18 protein-coding genes are annotated in these 20467 nt (G+C 51.2%); 10 read left to right on the top strand and 8 right to left on the bottom strand.

What is annotated here, in order from left to right; translation table 11 throughout:
* Position 1: 1 nt before the first annotated feature.
* From cbpM to A1SC_RS19480, 5 genes are all read right to left on the bottom strand, one after another.
* Positions 2 to 307 carry a chaperone modulator CbpM gene (cbpM, locus tag A1SC_RS19500; protein ID WP_000024563.1) on the bottom strand — a complete coding sequence of 102 codons (306 nt, stop codon included), beginning with the start codon at positions 305 to 307 and terminating at the stop codon, positions 2 to 4.
* Positions 307 to 1227 carry a curved DNA-binding protein gene (gene cbpA / locus A1SC_RS19495; protein WP_000420635.1) on the bottom strand — a complete coding sequence of 307 codons (921 nt, stop codon included), beginning with the start codon at positions 1225 to 1227 and terminating at the stop codon, positions 307 to 309. The genes cbpM and cbpA overlap by 1 nt, the downstream gene beginning before the upstream one ends.
* A 214-nt stretch (positions 1228 to 1441) precedes the next feature.
* Positions 1442 to 1798, bottom strand: a complete 357-nt coding sequence (locus A1SC_RS19490; RefSeq protein WP_024193561.1) for a RidA family protein — start codon at positions 1796 to 1798, stop codon at positions 1442 to 1444.
* The gene (locus A1SC_RS19485) at positions 1795 to 3048 is read right to left on the bottom strand and encodes a D-amino acid dehydrogenase (protein ID WP_001516153.1); all 1254 of its coding nucleotides are present in this window, start codon (positions 3046 to 3048) and stop codon (positions 1795 to 1797) included. The genes A1SC_RS19490 and A1SC_RS19485 overlap by 4 nt, the downstream gene beginning before the upstream one ends.
* Positions 3049 to 3098: 50 nt before the next feature.
* The gene (locus A1SC_RS19480; RefSeq protein ID WP_000776564.1) at positions 3099 to 4013 is read right to left on the bottom strand and encodes an HTH-type transcriptional regulator AdmX; all 915 of its coding nucleotides are present in this window, start codon (positions 4011 to 4013) and stop codon (positions 3099 to 3101) included.
* Positions 4014 to 4286: 273 nt separating this feature from the next.
* On the opposite strand from A1SC_RS19480, the gene A1SC_RS19475 reads away from it, so the two are divergent.
* Positions 4287 to 5720, top strand: a complete 1434-nt coding sequence (locus tag A1SC_RS19475) for a hypothetical protein (protein ID WP_016261895.1) — start codon at positions 4287 to 4289, stop codon at positions 5718 to 5720.
* Positions 5721 to 5869: 149 nt separating this feature from the next.
* On the top strand, positions 5870 to 7111 hold the full coding sequence (agp, locus tag A1SC_RS19470; RefSeq protein WP_016261896.1) for a bifunctional glucose-1-phosphatase/inositol phosphatase: 1242 nt from the start codon (positions 5870 to 5872) through the stop codon (positions 7109 to 7111).
* Positions 7112 to 7330: 219 nt separating this feature from the next.
* On the opposite strand, the gene A1SC_RS19465 is transcribed toward agp, so the two are convergent.
* A complete protein-coding gene (locus tag A1SC_RS19465) occupies positions 7331 to 7558 on the bottom strand; it encodes a YccJ family protein (RefSeq protein WP_001143120.1) in 228 nt (75 codons plus the stop codon).
* Positions 7559 to 7578: 20 nt separating this feature from the next.
* Positions 7579 to 8175, bottom strand: a complete 597-nt coding sequence (gene wrbA, locus A1SC_RS19460; protein ID WP_001151439.1) for an NAD(P)H:quinone oxidoreductase — start codon at positions 8173 to 8175, stop codon at positions 7579 to 7581.
* Positions 8176 to 8536: 361 nt separating this feature from the next.
* Between wrbA and A1SC_RS19455 the strand changes: the two genes are divergently transcribed.
* Together A1SC_RS19455 and rutR are read left to right on the top strand one after the other, a co-directional pair.
* A complete protein-coding gene (locus tag A1SC_RS19455) occupies positions 8537 to 8710 on the top strand; it encodes a con-10 family general stress protein (RefSeq protein WP_001273657.1) in 174 nt (57 codons plus the stop codon).
* Between the two features lie 212 nt (positions 8711 to 8922).
* The gene (gene rutR / locus A1SC_RS19450; RefSeq protein ID WP_000191701.1) at positions 8923 to 9561 is read left to right on the top strand and encodes an HTH-type transcriptional regulator RutR; all 639 of its coding nucleotides are present in this window, start codon (positions 8923 to 8925) and stop codon (positions 9559 to 9561) included.
* Positions 9562 to 9600: 39 nt separating this feature from the next.
* Here rutR and putA read toward each other — a convergent pair whose 3' ends face one another.
* The gene (gene putA / locus A1SC_RS19445) at positions 9601 to 13563 is read right to left on the bottom strand and encodes a trifunctional transcriptional regulator/proline dehydrogenase/L-glutamate gamma-semialdehyde dehydrogenase (protein WP_016261897.1); all 3963 of its coding nucleotides are present in this window, start codon (positions 13561 to 13563) and stop codon (positions 9601 to 9603) included.
* A gap of 57 nt (positions 13564 to 13620) precedes the next feature.
* On the opposite strand from putA, the gene A1SC_RS0121095 reads away from it, so the two are divergent.
* The 6 genes from A1SC_RS0121095 (at position 13621) to phoH (ending at position 20345) form a co-directional block, all read left to right on the top strand.
* Complete coding sequence (locus tag A1SC_RS0121095; protein WP_145961914.1) at positions 13621 to 13824, top strand: hypothetical protein; 204 nt, start codon at positions 13621 to 13623, stop codon at positions 13822 to 13824.
* Positions 13825 to 13984: 160 nt separating this feature from the next.
* Complete coding sequence (gene putP, locus A1SC_RS19440) at positions 13985 to 15493, top strand: sodium/proline symporter PutP (RefSeq protein ID WP_001018482.1); 1509 nt, start codon at positions 13985 to 13987, stop codon at positions 15491 to 15493.
* 210 nt (positions 15494 to 15703) lie between these two features.
* Positions 15704 to 16534 (top strand): iron uptake transporter permease EfeU, encoded by an 831-nt coding sequence (gene efeU / locus A1SC_RS19435; RefSeq protein WP_000497945.1) that lies wholly within the window; start codon positions 15704 to 15706, stop codon positions 16532 to 16534.
* A gap of 57 nt (positions 16535 to 16591) precedes the next feature.
* On the top strand, positions 16592 to 17719 hold the full coding sequence (gene efeO, locus A1SC_RS19430; protein WP_016248579.1) for an iron uptake system protein EfeO: 1128 nt from the start codon (positions 16592 to 16594) through the stop codon (positions 17717 to 17719).
* Between the two features lie 5 nt (positions 17720 to 17724).
* Complete coding sequence (gene efeB / locus A1SC_RS19425) at positions 17725 to 18996, top strand: iron uptake transporter deferrochelatase/peroxidase subunit (RefSeq protein ID WP_016248580.1); 1272 nt, start codon at positions 17725 to 17727, stop codon at positions 18994 to 18996.
* Between the two features lie 560 nt (positions 18997 to 19556).
* Positions 19557 to 20345: a phosphate starvation-inducible protein PhoH gene (gene phoH / locus A1SC_RS19420; RefSeq protein ID WP_000533531.1), complete on the top strand. Its 789-nt coding sequence runs from the start codon at positions 19557 to 19559 to the stop codon at positions 20343 to 20345.
* Positions 20346 to 20467 lie beyond the last annotated feature (122 nt).

Here is a 20467-nt window from a genome sequence, read left to right on the forward strand (position 1 = left end):
CTCACGGATGAGCCACAAACCGGGAAAGCCGTTGGCGCAGCAGGCGGTTTTCCTGTTTCAGATGTGCGATATCATCCATTAACGTTAGCGCCACCGCGATCCCCGGCCAGTCAAGCGCCAGTTCCTGACGCAGACGTACCGCGCGTTGCACCACAATGGCGGCATGGTCGTCAAACACCCAGGTCGTTTCCTGAATCTCACGCGGTTCAACTACGCCTAAACCGACAATTTCATTCAACTCCTCTTCAGAAATGCCGGTATGCAGGCAAAATTCAGTAATGGTAAAAGTCACCGTAACGTTAGCCATTATGCTTTCCCCCAATCTTTACGTGGATCAAAAGACGACTGGGCGTCTGCCAGTTGTTGCCACAGCGCAGCAGTGTTTTCATCAGGTTTCGGCGGCATGACGATTTTCAGCACCGCATACAGGTCGCCGGTCTGTTTTTTACCGACCAGACCTTTACCTTTAACGCGCAATCGTTGTCCGGCCTGACTGCCTGGTGGGATGGTCAGCAAAATGCTTTCTTTCAGTGTTGGAACGGTGACTTTAGCTCCCAGTGCCGCTTCCCACGGGCTAACCGGCACCACAATTTCCAGATCCTGACCGACAATATCAAACAACGGATGTGGCGCAATATGAATCACCAGCCACAGATCGCCATTCGGACCGCCGTTTTCGCCCGGCGTCCCCTGGCCTTTCAGGCGGATACGTTGACCATTGCCGACACCCGCCGGGATCTTCACATTCAGCGTTTTCGGGATTTCCTGTTCGATCATGCCAAAGGCGTTATAAACCGGCAGGTTATAGCTGATGGTACGTTTATGCTCAGTAAGCGTTTCTTCAAGGAATACCGCCACTTCGATTTCAATGTCGTGGCCACGTGTGGCCGGGCGCTGGCGGCTCTGACGGGCATGCTGACCGAAAATTGATGAGAAGATATCGTCAAAATCTTCGGCGTTGAAACTCTGGCCGTCACCATGCTGGAACTGACGGTTAAATTGCGGATCGTTGCGATGTTGCCACATCTGATCATATTCAGCGCGACGTTGTTCATCACTCAATACTTCCCAGGCTTCAGCGACCTCTTTGAAGCGGGCTTCGGCATCGGGTTCTTTGCTGACATCAGGATGGTATTTGCGGGCCAGTCGACGATAGGCGGTCTTGATTGTCTTGAGATCGTCCGTCGGTTTCACGCCCATGATGGCGTAATAATCCTTTAATTCCATAGCGTTATCTCGCGTAAATCAATACAGACAAAGGGAAACCCCTGACAAGGTATCAGTGTTAAGTGTAGGGGAAATCAGAAAAAATCGTAGGTCTGTGACGAAACATAACTAAAAATGATATTTTCAGCCTGAATGTTGGCAGGTAAAAGAGGGGGGCGTTTACCCTTCATGGATGCCCCATGACTACGTTGCCAGGGGGCTGAAAACGGGGAACTTATCTTGCTTTTACTGCCGTGACCATCACTTCAACCAGAATCTCCGGGCGAGCCATCTCAGCTTGTACGGCAGCACGGGCTGGGCTATATCCTTCTGGTATCCAACTAACCCATACGTCGTTGAAATCGGCAAAATCGCGGGTAATATCTTTTATCCATACCTGCGCGGATAAGATATGAAATTTATCACTGCCAGCCGCTGCAAGTAATTCGTCGATTTTTTCCAGCACTTCGCGCGTTTGTTGCGCGATGTCTGGGGTATTGCTTTTCGGTGTCTGGCCGGAGAGAAAAACAAGGTTGCCATATTCCACGCTGGCGGCCAGACGCGGCTGTGGGTTATTACGTTTGATATTCAAGCTGATTGGCTCCATGTCAGTCCATCAAGTGAAATTGCAGGATCTTCGCCCGACAGCAGAGCGCCTAACACCACAGCACTACCTGCCGCCAGCGTGAAGCCCAGACTGCCCTGACCAAGATTCATCCAGAGATTTTGATACTTCGCCCGTCCTAATAGTGGCGGACCCGCAGGAGTGGATGGACGCATACCTGTCCATAATTCGGCATCATCGATACCTTGCAGTTGCGGAAAACTGGAGGCTACGATCTGTTTTAAGGCATCAATGCGTTCAGGGCGCAGTTCATTACCGTCATAGCCAATATCGACCATGGCGGCGATACGCAACCGGTCACCGAGTCGGGCATAGACAATTTTATGACCATAGTCGGTGACACTGATTTGCGGTGCGATCCCCATTTTTTGTGGGAAAGGGAGTGTCAGACTGTAACCTTTCAGACCGCAAAGCGGTACGTGAATCCCGGTTTCGGTAAGTAAATGTGTGCTGCCATTTCCGGCGGCAACGACATAATCATCAGCAATCAGCGTTCCTGTACTGGTGGTAATGGAGACTATGCGCTCACCTTTTTTATTCAACTGCAAAACTTCACAATCGGTCTGTAGCGAAAAATTCGCGCTGGCATTAAGTTTGGCAAGTAATGCCTGGCAGAACTTATAGCAGTCCGCCGTTTCATCGCCGGGAGAATAAATACCACCGCACAGGGAATTACCAATATGTTTTAGTGCGGGTTCAAGATGAACGCACTCTTCGCGTAATAGAGTCTGTTGAAAATGCGGATTAATGCCTTTTGCCGCTTTGGCTAAATCTTGCTGGCGGCGATGAATAATCAGTTTGCCAGAACGGCGCCAGTGGAAATCATCAAGATTATCCTCCAGCAACCATGCTTCCATTACCTGACGACTTAATAGTGATAAGCGTAAAATATGATCGCCATTGAGTTTATTTGTCCGGTTATTGCAGGCCAGTAAAAACGCCAGCAACCAGCGCCACTGACTTAATGACATGCGCAAACGCATATTCAGTGGAGAGTCACTTTTCCCCATCCATTTAAGCCCCTGCATCGGTACGCCTTTATCCGCCAGAGGGGCAACGTAACGATAACTGAGTTGCCCACCGTTAGCGAAACTGGTGGCGACGCCTGCCTGGCTGTTGCGTTCTAACAATTGTACCTGATGGCCCTGTTTTACCAGGACCCATGCTGTCGCCAGACCAATGACCCCGCCGCCAATAACTACAATGCGTTTTTTCATCACCTGAGATATCCACCGCTAATAAATGCGTTGGGGTTATGTCAAAACATTTAGGCCTGAGGAGCAATTGACTTTTTATTTTCAGGGTATAACTCAAGGTTAATGGCTCGCAGTTGCTGACGTAATTGCTGGCAGAGGAAATCAACAAATTTTTGTGTAATGGGGCTAAGTGACACGTCGGCACGACGTAGCAAACAAAGATCAATTTTCATTGGTGGTTCGATGGGGTGAATTGTTTCTGCCGGGAGGTTATGACGGGCAGAGAAAATATCGGTAATACTGCATCCCATTCCTCGTTTTACAAATTCAGTCGCCATGTAATAGGTCTGGACATTCAGGCGCGTTGTCAAAAAATCACGCCGTTTGGCTATGGCATTGGAAAGGGAATGTGGGCCAGGAGAAATCCAGCGTTGTTGGTCAATCTTGTCTATTTCTACCGCGCCCTGGCGATAGTCCCGGTCGATATAAACCAGCGGAACTTCGGCTATCAGTGTCGTCATAATCTCCCCCTGTTGAATCGGCTGTAGCGTCAGGGCCAGATCAATTTCACGCAGATCAAGTTTTTTAACCAACGTTTCAGTGTGCTCTGTCGTCAGTGTCATTACCAGATTTGCATTCTGCTGGTAAAACGCAGTGACTATTTCGGGCACCAGGCTTAATCCCAGGCTTGGCAGGCATCCCAGGGCTATTCTGGCTCGGGGATCTCGCGTCAGGTTATCGGCCAGCAGTCGCAGGTTATCGAGTTCGTGATAAATCGACTGCGCTTTTTCAAAAAGTGTGATCGCTTCGCTGGTTGGAAGAAGCTTGCCACGAACTCGCTGAAAGAGCTGAAAACCGAGTTTTTGTTCAGCGTTTTTTAACGCTTTACTGGCGGCCGGTTGGGAAATATTCAGCGATTCCGCTGCACGTGAAAGTGTTCCGCATGTCATCACGGCATAGAAGATTTCCAGGTGGCGCAGTTTCATTAAGAGTTAACCCAGAGTTATAGACGATAGATAAAAAGTCATTTCATGGTAACACCAAGTTAACATAAATTTAATCTGTAACGCCTGTTCTGGTAACAATGCGTTATTTGCCCACCTAAAAGGGGTTAATTACGAACTCAGAATAATACCTGTAGTACCCGGACAAACCCTCAGTGCATTTTGCCAACAATAATAACGAGGGGGGATATTTTCTGAGCTGTCCAAATACATCGGCTGATATTGACGGTCGATTCGATGGGGTTAAGGAGTTATATGAGTGACTCAATGCTCTCTGGTGGTTTGCTAACCAGACAAAATATCACCAAAAAGAATGTCATTATTGGCTTACTGTTGGTTATTTTTTTATTGACAGCGTTCTGGTGTCAGGGGCGTCCAGGTAATGAACTCGGACTGCTGGGTTTCACACCGTTGGTGGCGTTAGCGGTGCTCTCGTTGATAGGCGTCGATATTGTTCTGGCGGTTATTTCATCCATTATTATTGCGATGATAATGACTTCCACCGGTTTACCAGAAATGGGCACCATGCTGGCAAAATCGACAGGATCGTTTATCGCCACTGTTGGACTGATCATTATGCTTGGCGCAGGCGTCGGTGAAGTGGCAACACGTACCGGAGCGGCCGTTGAACTGGTCAAATTTGTGGTACATCGGATCGGACTTTCCAGCCAGACACGGGTCAAATTTGGCATCGTCATCTCTTCCATTCTCATCTGTGGCGCGCTGGGCACTATGGCGGGTGGCAATGCCATTATTGTTGCGGTGATTATTCCTGTGGCAGCAGCAGTACGGCTTACACCTCCCACGGTGGCGGCACTGATGATGACGGCGGGGTCTGTGGGATTGTTTACCGGGCCTTTTACCCCCAGCACAGTGACGATTTTACAACTCGGCGGCCTGACTTATCCGCAATATCTGATGTACGTCGGGTTACCAATGAGCGCCGTGACGTTATTCGCAGGCTGGATCATGGCCGGGCGAATTCAGAAGATGACGGAAGGAAAATTGCATTACGACGTCGATCTTTCAGAGAAAACGCAGGAAGAAGAAGATCCCGCACGCGATCGCCGTCGCAAGCTCAGCGCCCTTGCATTTGCAGCAACCATTATTGTTATGGCGGTTATTGGCGTAGTGATAAAAGCAGGTTTTAGTTTTGCCATTATCGTTATGCTGTTGGTGGCTCTGGTCACCGGGCTGGTGGGAGGGTTAAGTCCAACCGGGATCTTGCAGGCGCTGTATAAAGGGTGTGGCAGGCTGGTGTGGATGTTTCTGCTCTACTGGCTGTATAACCCGATTCTGGAACTTATGGATAGCCTACAGGCGTATCAGGGGTTGCTCGAATATACCCAACCCCTGTTAACCGGGATATCTCCGGCATGGCTTTGCTTCTGTATTTTTGCCTTTAACATTATCGGTCATGTGCCTGGTGCCGCAGTGGCTCAGATGACTTTTACGCACAAAATATTTGGCCCGATGTTGATGGCTGCAGGTGTACCGCCACAGGGTACAACGGCGGTATTGTTAGCTTCATCGCAAGTGGACTGGTTTGGGCCTTTCCCTTCATCGGATATGTTTGGCCAAATGGGGCTGGCACAATCTACTCACCTGAAATATATGCTTTATAACGGTTGGGCCATTGTCATTGCCAATATCATTCTTTTTGCCGTGCTGTTTCAGATATTAGTTTAACGATACAAACCAGGCGATAGCGCAGCTACAGTCCGTTATCGCCTGACGGTTTCCCGCCTCGTCATCTGCTAAATTGCGAACCGGTTCCCGGAAAAATGCCATATTTCTGTCACACTCTTAATTGATTGATAACTAAAGAGGTGATGGGAATGAAAAAAACGCTAATCGCTGCGGCCGTGGCTGGAATGGTTTTACTCTCTTCGAATGCTCAGGCACAGACAGTGCCGGAAGGCTATCAGCTACAGCAAGTGCTACTCATGAGCCGTCATAACTTACGTGCGCCGCTGGCAAATAATGGCAGCGTGCTTGAGCAGTCCACGCCGAATAAATGGCCGCAATGGGATGTCCCCGGAGGGCAACTCACCACCAAAGGCGGCGTGCTGGAAGTGTATATGGGCCATTACATGCGTGAATGGCTGGCAGAGCAGGGGATGGTGAAATCGGGCGAATGTCCGCCACCGGACACCGTTTACGCCTACGCGAACAGCCTGCAACGTACCGTCGCCACTGCGCAGTTCTTTATTACTGGCGCATTCCCGGGGTGTGATATTCCTGTTCATCATCAGGAAAAAATGGGCACGATGGACCCAACCTTTAACCCGGTAATCACCGATGATTCCGCTGCATTCAGCGAGCAGGCAGTGGCAGCAATGGAAAAAGAGTTGAGTAAACTCCAGCTTACCGACAGCTACCAGCTACTGGAAAAAATCGTTAACTATAAAGATTCTCCGGCCTGTAAAGAAAAACAGCAGTGTTCACTGGTGGATGGCAAAAATACTTTTAGCGCGAAATATCAACAAGAGCCGGGCGTTTCCGGGCCGTTGAAGGTGGGCAACTCGCTGGTGGATGCGTTTACTTTGCAATACTACGAAGGTTTCCCGATGGATCAGGTGGCCTGGGGAGAGATCAAATCAGATCAACAGTGGAAGGTGTTGTCGAAACTGAAAAACGGTTACCAGGATAGCCTGTTTACTTCACAGGAAGTGGCGCGCAATGTCGCGAAACCGCTGGTGAGCTACATCGACAAAGCCCTGGTCACCGATCGCGCCAGTGCGCCGAAGATTACGGTGTTGGTAGGACACGACTCTAACATTGCCTCGCTACTCACTGCGCTGGATTTCAAACCGTATCAACTGCATGACCAGAATGAACGTACGCCCATTGGTGGCAAGATTGTCTTCCAGCGTTGGCATGACAGCAAAGCCAATCGTGATTTGATGAAAATCGAGTATGTGTACCAGAGTTCGCAGCAGTTGCGTAATGCCGACGCCTTAACCCTGCAAGCACCTGCTCAGCGCGTGACGCTGGAACTTACCGGCTGCCCGATAGATGCCAACGGATTTTGCCCGATGGATAAGTTTGATAGCGTGTTGAATGAGGCAGTGAAATAACAGAAAACTCCCCCGCGAGAAGCGGGGGAGTATGGGACAGATGACAAATGTTAGATTGCCTGATGCGCTACGTTTATCAGGTCTACCCGAGAATTGCACTATATCGAATTTGCACGATCATGTAGGTCGGATAAGGCGTTCACGCCGCATCCGACATGAACAAAGCGCACTTTGTCAACAATTTGAAAACTCCCCCGCCAGAAGCGGGGGAATTGCGGATTAAACGTTTTTACGTTCGATGGTCTGTTCGCCCCAAAAAAGCGAATCTTTATCGGTTTTGGCAAAGGCTTTGACTAACACTTCATCGCTACCTTCTTCCCAAATTTTTTCCGCCATTTTTTCGTCATACCCGGCGACTTCAAAAATGGCCTCGGCTATTTCCGGCGACGTATTGCGCAGAGATGCCCATTCACCCACGTGATGGGCTTTCGCTTCTTGAGTTGGCATGCGTATCCTCCTGTTGAAGATTAGCCATTAAGTTTGACTGCCAGACCAGCAACATATTCCCCCTGGTAACGTGCGATAGACAACTCTTCCTGGCTGGGCTGGCGCGAACCGTCACCGCCTGCAATGGTGGTAGCGCCGTAAGGCGTTCCGCCGCGAACCTGCGAGACGTCAAATAATTCCTGCGCTGCGTAGCCAATGGGGACAATCACCATGCCGTGATGCGCAAGGGTCGTCCAGGTGGAAGTAATGGTTTGTTCCTGACCGCCGCCAGTTCCGGTAGAGCTAAAGACGCTCGCCAGTTTGCCGTACAGCGCACCGGAAGCCCACAGGCCGCCAGTCTGATCCAGGAAGGTACGCATCTGCCCTGACATATTGCCAAAGCGGGTCGGCGTACCAAAAATGATGGCGTCGTAATCGGCCAGTTCTTGCGGGGTTGCAACGGGCGCAGTTTGCGGTTTACCGCCTGCTTTTTCGAATAATTGCGGCTGCATGGTTTCCGGTACACGCTTAACGACAACTTCTGCGCCATCGACTTTGCTTGCGCCTTCTGCGACTGCACGCGCCATCGTTTCAATATGTCCGTACATGGAATAATAAAGCACCAGAACTTTAGCCATTTCTAACCACTCCTCGTGTTATCTCTATTCCGTAGCGATTCGCTACCACTCATTTAAAGATAAGACGTCCTTTTCAGAGTGCAAATTTCACAACCACTTATTTGATTTATAACAACTTTCACAAGCCTGTAATTTTGTCGCAAAATGATACATTTTTATCTCATAGCGTTTTTTTAATCATAAGAGCGGCTTATGGCTGATTATCAGAAATGATATCTATTCTCGCTAAGAAGCTGTTGCAGGATATTACCAAACGCAGGCTTACCCGCGTCAGTTCACTAAGCTTAGTCCCACGTAGCGAAAATATGGCATCCGCCATACGCCGCGTTAATCCTGGGCACTATGATGACGGAGGTCAGTAATGGCAAACCATCGAGGCGGTTCCGGCAATTTTGCAGAAGACCGCGAAAGAGCATCAGAAGCAGGTAAAAAAGGTGGACAGCACAGCGGGGGGAATTTCAAAAATGACCCGCAGCGCGCATCTGAAGCAGGAAAAAAAGGTGGTAAAAGCAGTCACGGCAAAAGCGACAAATAGCCGGGATTAATCAATGACGAATGCGTTTTTGTCTGACGCGCGTCATTAGCCACCACCGCCGGAAACCCCGGCGGTTTTTTCGTTCTGGTGTTCTCCTTTATATCCTCACGTTAATACCTTCTCGCTTATTCCATTCATATTGCGAATGTTGATGGTCGAGGCATTGTGCTGATTTTGCTATCCTGTTGCCCATCGACAAGAGGGGAGAGCGCATGACGCAAGGTGCAGTGAAAACAACGGGTAAACGTTCGCGCGCAGTGAGCGCGAAGAAAAAAGCGATTCTTAGCGCGGCACTGGACACTTTTTCACAATTCGGTTTTCACGGCACAAGACTGGAGCAAATTGCAGAGTTGGCGGGCGTTTCAAAAACCAATCTGCTGTATTACTTCCCGTCGAAAGAGGCACTGTATATTGCCGTGCTGCGGCAAATTCTGGATATCTGGCTGGCACCGTTAAAGGCGTTTCGTGAAGATTTCGCTCCGCTGGCGGCGATCAAAGAGTACATCCGGCTGAAGCTGGAAGTTTCCCGTGATTATCCGCAGGCTTCGCGCCTGTTCTGTATGGAGATGCTGGCTGGCGCGCCGCTGTTGATGGATGAACTGACCGGCGACCTGAAGGCGTTAATTGATGAGAAATCGGCGCTGATTGCCGGTTGGGTCAAAAGCGGCAAACTCGCGCCGATTGACCCGCAGCATCTGATTTTTATGATTTGGGCTTCCACCCAACATTACGCTGATTTCGCTCCCCAGGTGGAGGCGGTAACGGGCGCGACATTGCGCGATGAGGTGTTTTTCAATCAAACGGTTGAAAACGTGCAGCGGATCATTATTGAAGGGATCCGACCACGTTAATGATGCCGGAGGAGGTTGCGACATCCTCCGGCTACCTGTTTAACCGATCGTCATCAAACTGGCGTTACCTCCGGCGGCAGCGGTATTCACACTCAGCGAGCGTTCAATATACAGCCGTTCCAGCAGGATATTGCTTTCGCCACGGGCAAACCCCTGCACCGAAACAATCGCACCGTCCCGTGCGGCAACCGCTTCACACAACGCCCGAAGCTGATCCGAATCACCGTGGAAGATCACCGCATCAAACGGTTGAGCGGTAATATTTTCCGCTTTCGCCAGTTGAATACGTTCGCTGACTGCCGATGGCAATGCCTTCACTAACTGACGATGCAGCGCGTCATCCGGCCACAGCACCTGGCTGCCCACAGCCAGCACGGCGGCAAGCTGGGTTAATGCATCCTGTTCATCATCCGCAATACACAGCACGCGCTCACGCGGCAGCAGCGTCCAGGTATTACGTTCACCCGTCGGTCCTGGCAGTAATCGCTGTGTTCCTGCCTGTGCCAGCTCGCCATATTGCGTACATAACGCCTGCAATTCTGTTCGGTTTGATGCCCATTCCCGCAGCGCATTCAGTGGCTGAATTAATGCTGCTTTCAGTTGGGCATCAACCGGATACTCTGCATCCTGACGTGCGAGCGTCACCGCCAGTGCACTTTCCGGGCGATTCGCCAGCAGACGGTAGAGATAGAGCGGCCCCCCCGCTTTCGGGCCTGTACCGGACAACCCTTCGCCGCCGAACGGCTGCACACCAACTACTGCGCCAACCATATTACGGTTAACATAAAGGTTGCCAACATGCGCCGAGCCAGTGACCTGGGCGATAGTTTCATCAATACGCGTATGGACACCGAGCGTCAGGCCATAGCCGGAAGCGTTAATCTGCTCGATCAGCTCCGGTAATTGATTACGGTTGTAGCGCACCACATGTAGCACCGGGCCAAAGACCTCTTTTTGCAATTCAGCAAAGCTATCCAGTTCGATCAGCGTCGGCGCGACAAAAGTGCCGCTTTGCCATTCACGGGCATCTTCACTGTTTTCCCGCACTGTCTGAAACACCGGACGGCCTTTGCTGCGCATGGTCTGAATATGACGCTCAATATTCGCTTTCGCTTCGCTATCGATCACCGGCCCGATATCGGTGGTCAGGCGACCCGGATTGCCCATTCGGCACTCGGCTATTGCGCCGCGCAGCATTTTCAACGTGTGATCGGCAATCTCATCTTGCAAACACAGCACGCGTAGCGCCGAACAACGCTGGCCTGCGCTGTCGAACGCCGAGGCCAGTACATCTATTACTACTTGTTCAGTCAGTGCTGAAGAATCGACAATCATCGCGTTCATCCCACCGGTTTCAGCGATAAGCGGAATAGGGCGACCCTGAGCGTCCAGACGGCTGGCGATATTGCGTTGTAGCAAGGTAGCGACTTCGGTTGAACCGGTGAACATCACCCCGCGCACGCGATCATCCCCCGTCAGTCGTGCGCCCACGGTTTCACCCTGACCTGGCAGCAATTGTACTACGCCTGGCGGCACACCCGCTTCCAGCAAAATGGCGATCCCTTGCGCTGCAATCAGCGGCGTTTGCTCCGCCGGTTTTGCCAGTACGCTGTTACCTGCCGCCAGCGCGGCAGCAATTTGCCCGGTGAAAATGGCCAGCGGGAAGTTCCACGGGCTGATACATACCACGGGGCCTAAAGGACGATGCGTTTCGTTAGCGAAATCATCACGTACCTGTCCGGCGTAGTAGTGGAGAAAATCAACGGCTTCACGCACTTCGGCAATGGCGTTACTGAACGTTTTTCCGGCTTCACGCACCAGAATACCAATCAGTTGCTGCATCTGACTTTCCATTAGCACGGCAGCGCGATGCAAAATCGCTGCGCGTTCAGCCGGAGGGGTGGCAAACCAGATAGGCGCATTGTTGACGGCATTTTCCAGTGCCTGGTCCACTTCACGTGGCGTGGCTTCACGCACATAGCCCACAATATCTTTCGGTTCCGCCGGGTTGATAACGGGCGACATTTCGCCTGCCGCAACCGGTTGTTCCAGCATTGGCAAGGCCTGCCACTTTTGCAGCGCACTGTTGAGCAGAGCAGAGGAGAGTGACGCCAGACGGTGTTCATTGGCGAGATCTAACCCTGCCGAGTTGTCGCGCCCGTGACCGTAGAGATCGCGCGGCAGGGGAATTTTCGGATGCGGTAATCCGGTTTGCCCTTCCTGCTGCGCTATTTTTTCTACGGCAGCGACCGGATCGGCAACCAGTTCATCCAGTGGCAGAGAGGTGTCGGCAATGCGGTTAACGAACGAGGTGTTAGCACCGTTTTCCAGCAGACGACGCACCAGATACGCCAGCAGCGTCTCATGTGTGCCAACCGGCGCATAAATACGACACGGACGGTTAAGTTTGCCGTCGGCAACTTTCCCGGTGACCTGCTCATACAGCGGCTCGCCCATACCATGCAGGCACTGGAACTCATACTGACCCGGATAGTAGTTCTGTCCCGCCAGTTGATAAATCGCCGCCAGCGTGTGGGCGTTGTGTGTCGCGAACTGCGGGTAGATTAAATTCGGCACCGCCAGCAGCTTTTTCGCACAGGCGAGATAAGAAACATCGGTGTACACCTTGCGGGTATAAACCGGATAGCCTTCAAGGCCGTCCATCTGTGCTCGCTTGATTTCACTGTCCCAGTACGCGCCTTTCACCAGACGAATCATCAGGCGGCGACGGCTACGGGTCGCCAGATCAATCAGGTAATCAATTACCATCGGGCAGCGTTTCTGATAAGCCTGAATAACAAAACCGATGCCGTTCCAGCCTGCCAGTTCTGGCTCGAAACAGAGTTTTTCCAGCAGATCGAGGGAGATCTCCAGACGATCGGCCTCTTCGGCATCGATGTTAATACCAATATCGTACTGGCGTGCCAGCAGCGTCAGGGATTTCAGGCGCGGGTAAAGTTCGTCCATCACGCGGTCATACTGCGCGCGGCTGTAACGCGGGTGTAGGGCGGAGAGCTTAATTGAGATCCCCGGGCCTTCGTAGATACCGCGTCCGTTAGAGGCTTTACCAATCGCGTGGATAGCCTGCTGATAAGAGACCATATACGCCTGCGCGTCCGCTGCGGTTAGCGCGGCTTCGCCCAGCATATCGTATGAGTAACGGAAACCTTTCTCTTCCAGCTTACGGGCATTGGCTAACGCCTCCGCGATGGTTTCGCCGGTGACGAACTGTTCACCCATCAGACGCATCGCCATATCCACACCTTTGCGGATCAGTGGTTCACCGCTCTTACCGATAATACGGTTCAGCGAACGGGAGAGGCTGGCTTCGTTATGGGTAGAAACCAGTTTACCGGTAAAAAGTAGCCCCCAGGTGGCGGCATTAACAAACAGCGACGGGCTACGACCAATATGTGACTGCCAGTTACCATTGCTGATTTTGTCGCGAATTAAGGCGTCACGGGTGGCTTTATCGGGGATACGCAGTAACGCTTCTGCCAGACACATCAGCGCTACACCTTCCTGTGATGACAGCGAAAACTCCTGCAATAGTCCCTGAACCATGCCTGCGCGACCACTGGCGTTTTTTTGGTTACGCATTTTATCCGCCAGTTGATATGCCAGTTTATGCGCCTGTTCAGCAACCGGCTGTGGCAGACGAGCTTGTTCCAGTAACATGGAAACAGCTTCTGTTTCCGGGCGGCGATACGCGGCGGTGATGGCGGCGCGGGAAACCGACTGCGGCAAAATTTGCTCGGCAAAATCGAGGAAAGGCTGGTGTGGTTCATCTGCCGGATTCGGTGCTTCATCGCTCTCATTGGCCGCGCCAGAAAGCAGCGCAGGTAGCTCCGGCAAGGTATCGCTGTTTTCAAGTTGTTCGAGATAAGAAAAAATCGCCTGCTTAATTAACCAGTGTGGTGTGCGATCGATACGTGTCGCGGCAGACTTAATACGCTCACGCGTCGCGTCGTCCAGCTTAACCCCCATAGTGGTGGTTCCCATGCCATTACTCCTGTTGTTCTGAAAGGTGCAACTTAACGTTATCGTGAAATATCCATTATGTTGCAACTTTGTGCAACTGCGTTAAATGTGACCTGCATAGCAAGCTTAAAAATGAATGAAATGTTAATAAAAGTAATCGTTATGACAGGAATTAAAAAAGTAACGCAGACTTTTTCTCTGCGGCAGTTAACATTTTTGAAAGGTGCAACCGCAAAAAATGTGAGGGAGTGCAACCTGATGGAAAATAGTATCGCTGGGTAATAAAAATTGATGTAAATGATGTGTTAAATCGATTGTGAATAACCAGCGCTTACGGCAGGATACGGTCGCCCTGGTAAACATAAACTCTGTTACCCCGTTCCGGTGGCAGATATAACGGCAAGTTTCGACATTGCCGATAATATTTTTTTGGAGACTTTAGATGGCTATTAGCACACCGATGTTGGTGACGTTTTGTGTCTATATCTTTGGCATGATATTGATTGGGTTTATCGCCTGGCGATCAACCAAAAACTTTGACGATTATATTTTGGGTGGCCGCAGTCTTGGCCCATTTGTAACGGCATTATCGGCGGGTGCGTCGGATATGAGCGGCTGGTTATTAATGGGGTTGCCGGGCGCGGTATTTCTTTCCGGGATTTCAGAAAGCTGGATCGCCATTGGCCTGACATTAGGCGCGTGGATCAACTGGAAACTGGTGGCCGGGCGGTTGCGTGTTCATACCGAATACAACAATAACGCCTTAACTCTGCCGGACTATTTCACCGGGCGCTTTGAAGATAAAAGCCGTATTTTGCGTATTATCTCCGCGCTGGTTATTTTACTGTTTTTCACTATTTATTGTGCTTCGGGCATTGTGGCTGGCGCACGTCTGTTTGAAAGCACCTTCGGCATGAGCTACGAAACGGCTCTGTGGGCAGGTGCGGCGGCGACCATCCTTTATACCTTTATTGGCGGTTTCCTCGCGGTGAGCTGGACCGATACCGTGCAGGCCAGCCTGATGATTTTTGCGCTGATCCTCACTCCGGTGATCGTGATTATCAGCGTCGGTGGTTTTGGTGACTCGCTGGAAGTGATCAAACAAAAGAGCATTGAAAACGTTGATATGCTCAAAGGCCTGAACTTTGTCGCCATTATCTCGCTGATGGGGTGGGGGCTGGGCTACTTCGGGCAGCCGCATATTCTGGCGCGTTTTATGGCAGCGGATTCCCACCATAGCATCGTCCATGCGCGTCGTATCAGCATGACCTGGATGATCCTCTGCCTGGCCGGAGCGGTGGCTGTCGGCTTCTTTGGTATTGCTTACTTTAATGATCATCCGGCGGTAGCGGGTGCGGTAAACCAGAATGCTGAACGCGTATTTATCGAACTGGCGCAAATTCTGTTTAATCCGTGGATTGCCGGAATTCTGTTGTCAGCGATTCTGGCAGCGGTGATGTCAACATTAAGCTGTCAGTTGCTGGTATGTTCCAGTGCGATTACCGAAGATCTGTACAAAGCGTTTCTGCGTAAACATGCCAGCCAGAAAGAACTGGTGTGGGTTGGGCGCGTGATGGTGCTGGTGGTGGCGCTGGTGGCCATTGCGTTGGCGGCAAACCCGGAAAACCGCGTGCTGGGTCTGGTGAGCTACGCGTGGGCAGGTTTTGGTGCGGCGTTTGGTCCGGTCGTGCTGTTCTCGGTAATGTGGTCACGCATGACGCGCAACGGTGCGCTGGCGGGGATGATTATTGGCGCGCTTACGGTTATCGTCTGGAAACAGTTCGGCTGGCTGGGGCTGTACGAAATTATTCCGGGCTTTATCTTCGGCAGCATTGGGATTGTGGTGTTCAGTTTGCTGGGTAAAGCACCGTCAGCGGCGATGCAAAAACGTTTTGCTGAAGCGGATGCGCATTATCATTCGGCGCCACCGTCACGGTTGCAGGAAAGCTAAGGGAAGGCGTTTGACCGAAACATAACAGGCAGCAGGCAGAGGGCAATCAGTGATTGCCCTCTGTGTTTTCTTTCAAAGTATTTTTACATTTCATCATCATTATCACTACATTTCGCTTGTGTTTTCCTTCACCGTAATGATAATCGCTATCACTGCGATTTACTTTTCTTTGCATAGATTGACTCAGAAAAACGTTTAAGGGTGGGTGGCATGTTTGTTCCGTTTCTCATTATGTTGCGCGAAGGACTTGAAGCCGCGCTGATTGTTAGTTTGATTGCCAGCTATCTTAAGCGTACCCAGCGGGGCCGATGGATTGGTGTGATGTGGATTGGCGTGTTGCTTGCCGCCGCGTTGTGCCTGGGACTGGGCATCTTCATTAATGAAACCACCGGCGAATTCCCACAAAAAGAACAAGAACTGTTTGAAGGTATCGTGGCGGTGATTGCCGTGGTGATCCTCACCTGGATGGTTTTCTGGATGCGCAAAGTGTCGCGCAACGTCAAAGTGCAACTGGAACAGGCGGTCGATAGCGCATTGCAGCGCGGAAACCATCACGGCTGGGCGCTGGTGATGATGGTCTTTTTTGCCGTTGCAAGGGAAGGGCTGGAGTCGGTCTTTTTCTTGCTGGCGGCATTTCAACAGGATGTCGGGATTTGGCCGCCGCTGGGCGCAATGCTTGGTCTCGCTACTGCCGTAGTGCTCGGTTTCTTGCTCTACTGGGGGGGGATTCGCCTGAATCTTGGCGCATTTTTCAAATGGACGAGCCTGTTTATCCTCTTCGTCGCCGCAGGGCTGGCCGCTGGTGCCATTCGCGCATTTCATGAAGCCGGACTGTGGAACCACTTCCAGGAAATCGCCTTCGATATGAGCGCGGTGCTCTCAACTCACTCTCTGTTCGGTACGCTGATGGAAGGTATTTTTGGTTATCAGGAAGCGCCCAGCGTCAGCGAAGTGGCCGTCTGGTTTATTTATCTCATCCCGGCGCTGGTGGCGTTTGCTCTGCCGCCACGTACCGGTACGACAGCGTCTCGCTCCGTGTAACGAATACGACGCAAACTCTTACTTAGTTACAACATACTTTAAAGGGATAGTCTCGTCATGACCATTAACTTCCGCCGTAGCGCACTGTACCTGAGCGTAGCTGCGCTTTTCTCCACCGCTTTTATGGCTAACGCTGCTGATGTTCCGCAGGTCAAAGTGACTGTGACGGATAAACAGTGCGAACCGATGACCATTACGGTCAACGCCGGTAAAACGCAGTTCATTATTCAGAATCACAGCCAGAAGGCACTGGAGTGGGAGATCCTCAAAGGTGTGATGGTGGTGGAAGAGCGGGAAAATATCGCCCCTGGTTTTAGCCAGAAAATGACGGCGAATTTACAGCCAGGTGAATACGATATGACCTGCGGTCTGCTGACTAACCCGAAAGGGAAGTTGATCGTCAAAGGCGAGGCGACGGCGGATGCGGCGCAAAGCGATGCGCTGTTAAGTCTTGGCGGTGCAATTACCGAATATAAAGCGTATGTCATGGCGGAAACCGCGCAACTGGTTACCGATACCAAAGCCTTTACCGACGCCATCAAAGCAGGTGATATCGAAAAAGCCAAAGCACTGTATGCCCCGACGCGCCAGCACTATGAGCGCATTGAACCAATCGCTGAACTGTTCTCTGATCTGGATGGCAGCATTGACGCGCGTGAGGATGATTACGAACAAAAAGCGGCTGACCCGAAATTCACCGGTTTCCACCGTCTGGAAAAAGCGCTGTTTGGCGACAACACCACCAAAGGGATGGATAAGTACGCTGACCAGCTTTATACCGATGTGGTCGATTTGCAAAAACGTATCAGTGAACTGGCTTTCCCGCCATCAAAAGTCGTTGGTGGCGCAGCCGGGCTGATCGAAGAAGTGGCAGCCAGCAAAATCAGTGGTGAAGAAGATCGCTACAGCCATACCGATCTGTGGGACTTCCAGGCAAACATTGAAGGCTCTCAGAAAATTGTCGATCTGCTGCGTCCACAATTACAAAAAGCTAATCCAGAACTGCTGGCGAAAGTTGACGCCAACTTCAAAAAAGTCGATACCATTCTGGCGAAATATCGAACTAAAGACGGTTTTGAAACCTACGATAAGCTGACCGATGCCGACCGTAACGCGCTGAAAGGGCCGATTACTGCGCTGGCAGAAGATCTGGCGCAACTTCGCGGTGTGCTGGGACTGGATTAAGCGTTATGCAGTACAAAAATGAAAACGGCGTGAATGAACCGTCACGCCGACGTTTACTGAAAGGGATTGGCGCGCTGGCGCTGGCAGGGAGTTGCCCGGTCGCTCATGCGCAAAAAGTGCAAAGTGCGCCGGGTACGCTTTCGCCAGAAGCGCGCAATGAGAAACAACCTTTTTATGGTGAGCATCAGGCGGGCATTCTGACACCACAGCAAGCTGCAATGATGCTGGTGGCGTTTGATGTGCTGGCCAGCGATAAAGCCGATCTTGAGCGGCTGTTTCGTTTGCTGACTCAGCGGTTTGCTTTTCTGACTCAGGGCGGAGTGGCACCAGAAACGCCCAATCCTCGCTTGCCGCCACTCGATTCCGGCATTCTCGGCGGATACATTGCGCCTGATAATCTCACTATTACACTGTCTGTGGGGCATTCGTTGTTTGATGAGCGGTTTGGCCTTGCGTCGCAGATGCCGAAAAAGTTGCAGAAGATGACGCGTTTCCCTAACGACTCGCTGGATGCAGCATTGTGTCATGGTGATGTGCTGTTGCAGATTTGCGCTAACACCCAGGACACGGTGATCCATGCGCTGCGCGATATCATTAAACACACGCCAGATTTACTCAGCGTTCGCTGGAAACGGGAAGGGTTTATTTCCGATCATGCGGCGCGTAGCAAAGGCAAAGAGACGCCGATTAATTTGCTGGGCTTCAAAGATGGCACCGCCAATCCCGACAGCCAGAATACGAAACTGATGCAAAAAGTGGTGTGGGTAACGGCAGATCAGCAGGAGCCAGCCTGGACTATTGGTGGCAGCTACCAGGCCGTGCGTTTAATTCAGTTTCGGGTGGAGTTTTGGGACAGAACACCACTGAAAGAGCAGCAGACGATTTTTGGTCGAGATAAACAAACCGGTGCACCGCTGGGTATGCAGCATGAGCATGATGTACCGGATTACGCCAGTGACCCTGAAGGGAAGGTGATTGCGCTGGACAGCCATATCCGGCTGGCGAATCCCCGCACGCCAGAGAGTGAGTCCAGCCTGATGCTGCGTCGCGGCTACAGTTATTCGTTGGGTGTCACCAACTCCGGGCAACTTGATATGGGGCTTTTGTTTGTCTGCTACCAACACGATCTGGAAAAAGGCTTCCTGACAGTTCAAAAAAGGCTGAATGGTGAGGCTCTGGAGGAATATGTCAAACCCATCGGCGGGGGGTATTTTTTTGCGCTGCCGGGGGTGAAGGATGCGAACGATTACCTGGGAAGCGCGTTATTGCGGGTTTAATGTTTGTTTACGCCGCATCTGGTGTTCGTGCTCTGATGCCTGATGCGACGCTTGCGCCTCTTATCATGCCTACGGTTAGGGTACAGAGCACACTAATATCGCCCCAAATTGCTCGTTTTTGTCATCACACTGTCATCTTTGCGATACAAGCTAATGTCATCAAAATGGTGGTTTATAGTTAAATATAAGTAAATATATTGTTGCAATGAATAAGAGATCTGTTGTACTTATTATGTAACAGCGGTAGTTCCCGGCAGTGATAGTCAGTCACTATGGAGATCGCGGATGGTAACGTCCTGTACTGGACATGTTTTTGACAATCAACGCTCGACCAAACGCGGAGACTTCTCCTCCGGTAGCAACTGCGTCACTCTACATTCTCATCCACTTCCTTTCTTTATTCGTGTTACCGACGCCTTTAACGGTGCGCGTAGCCGTTTTCGGTGTTATTTCCAAAAGCAAACTATGGCTTACAAGGAAGCCAACCCTCTGATGTTCGTGCGCATAATCGCGCTGCCAACGGCGCGTGTGATGAATACAAACAACTCAAGGTGCTCTCCATGGGAAGACAAAAAGCAGTGATCAAAGCTCGTCGCGAGGCAAAACGTGTGCTGAGACGGGATTCGCGTAGCCATAAACAGCGTGAAGAAGAATCGGTCACCTCGCTTGTGCAGATGAGCGGCGTAGAAGCCATTGGCATGGCTCGCGACAGTCGTGATACTTCGCCAATCGCCGCGCGAAATGAAGCGCAATTGCACTATCTGAAGGCTATTGAGAGTAAGCAGCTTATATTTGCCACTGGCGAAGCCGGGTGCGGCAAAACCTGGATCAGTGCTGCAAAAGCGGCAGAGGCTCTGATTCATAAGGATGTCGACAGGATTATCGTCACCCGTCCAGTATTGCAGGCCGATGAAGATCTTGGCTTCTTACCTGGAGATATTGCAGAAAAGTTTGCTCCTTATTTTCGCCCGGTCTATGACGTGCTTGTCCGGCGCCTGGGGGCTTCCTTTATGCAGTATTGCCTGCGACCGGAAATAGGGAAGGTGGAAATCGCGCCGTTCGCCTACATGCGTGGACGTACCTTTGAAAATGCAGTTGTCATTCTTGACGAGGCGCAGAATGTGACTGCCGCGCAAATGAAAATGTTTTTAACCCGCCTCGGGGAAAACGTGACGGTTATCGTCAACGGTGATATCACGCAATGCGATTTACCTCGCGGCGTGCGATCCGGATTAAGTGACGCTCTGGAACGTTTTGAAGAAGATGAGATGATCGGGATTGTCCGATTCGGCAAAGATGATTGCGTACGTTCGGCACTTTGCCAACGAACGCTACATGCTTACAGCTAAGTGTATTATTGGTTCAAAGCCCGGGCGAGCCGGGCTTTGAGATTGATGACAAACGTAAGATGCCTGATGCGCTACGCTTATCAGACCTACAAGATAATCACAATGTATTGAATTTGCGAGAT

This window comes from Escherichia sp. KTE52 (genome assembly GCF_000408325.1).
Classification (GTDB): Bacteria; Pseudomonadota; Gammaproteobacteria; order Enterobacterales; family Enterobacteriaceae; genus Escherichia; species Escherichia marmotae.

What these genes read in the sequence shown, in the direction of transcription:
- cbpM (WP_000024563.1), bottom strand. Translation starts at nt 307, where the DNA reads ATGGCTAACGTTACGGTGACTTTTACCATTACTGAATTTTGCCTGCAT.
- cbpA (WP_000420635.1), bottom strand. Translation starts at nt 1,227, where the DNA reads ATGGAATTAAAGGATTATTACGCCATCATGGGCGTGAAACCGACGGAC.
- A1SC_RS19485 (WP_001516153.1), bottom strand. Translation starts at nt 3,048, where the DNA reads ATGAAAAAACGCATTGTAGTTATTGGCGGCGGGGTCATTGGTCTGGCG.
- A1SC_RS19480 (WP_000776564.1), bottom strand. Translation starts at nt 4,013, where the DNA reads ATGAAACTGCGCCACCTGGAAATCTTCTATGCCGTGATGACATGCGGA.
- A1SC_RS19475 (WP_016261895.1), top strand. Translation starts at nt 4,287, where the DNA reads ATGAGTGACTCAATGCTCTCTGGTGGTTTGCTAACCAGACAAAATATC.
- agp (WP_016261896.1), top strand. Translation starts at nt 5,870, where the DNA reads ATGAAAAAAACGCTAATCGCTGCGGCCGTGGCTGGAATGGTTTTACTC.
- A1SC_RS19465 (WP_001143120.1), bottom strand. Translation starts at nt 7,558, where the DNA reads ATGCCAACTCAAGAAGCGAAAGCCCATCACGTGGGTGAATGGGCATCT.
- wrbA (WP_001151439.1), bottom strand. Translation starts at nt 8,175, where the DNA reads ATGGCTAAAGTTCTGGTGCTTTATTATTCCATGTACGGACATATTGAA.
- A1SC_RS19455 (WP_001273657.1), top strand. Translation starts at nt 8,537, where the DNA reads ATGGCAAACCATCGAGGCGGTTCCGGCAATTTTGCAGAAGACCGCGAA.
- rutR (WP_000191701.1), top strand. Translation starts at nt 8,923, where the DNA reads ATGACGCAAGGTGCAGTGAAAACAACGGGTAAACGTTCGCGCGCAGTG.
- putA (WP_016261897.1), bottom strand. Translation starts at nt 13,563, where the DNA reads ATGGGAACCACCACTATGGGGGTTAAGCTGGACGACGCGACGCGTGAG.
- A1SC_RS0121095 (WP_145961914.1), top strand. Translation starts at nt 13,621, where the DNA reads ATGTTGCAACTTTGTGCAACTGCGTTAAATGTGACCTGCATAGCAAGC.
- putP (WP_001018482.1), top strand. Translation starts at nt 13,985, where the DNA reads ATGGCTATTAGCACACCGATGTTGGTGACGTTTTGTGTCTATATCTTT.
- efeU (WP_000497945.1), top strand. Translation starts at nt 15,704, where the DNA reads ATGTTTGTTCCGTTTCTCATTATGTTGCGCGAAGGACTTGAAGCCGCG.
- efeO (WP_016248579.1), top strand. Translation starts at nt 16,592, where the DNA reads ATGACCATTAACTTCCGCCGTAGCGCACTGTACCTGAGCGTAGCTGCG.
- efeB (WP_016248580.1), top strand. Translation starts at nt 17,725, where the DNA reads ATGCAGTACAAAAATGAAAACGGCGTGAATGAACCGTCACGCCGACGT.
- phoH (WP_000533531.1), top strand. Translation starts at nt 19,557, where the DNA reads ATGGGAAGACAAAAAGCAGTGATCAAAGCTCGTCGCGAGGCAAAACGT.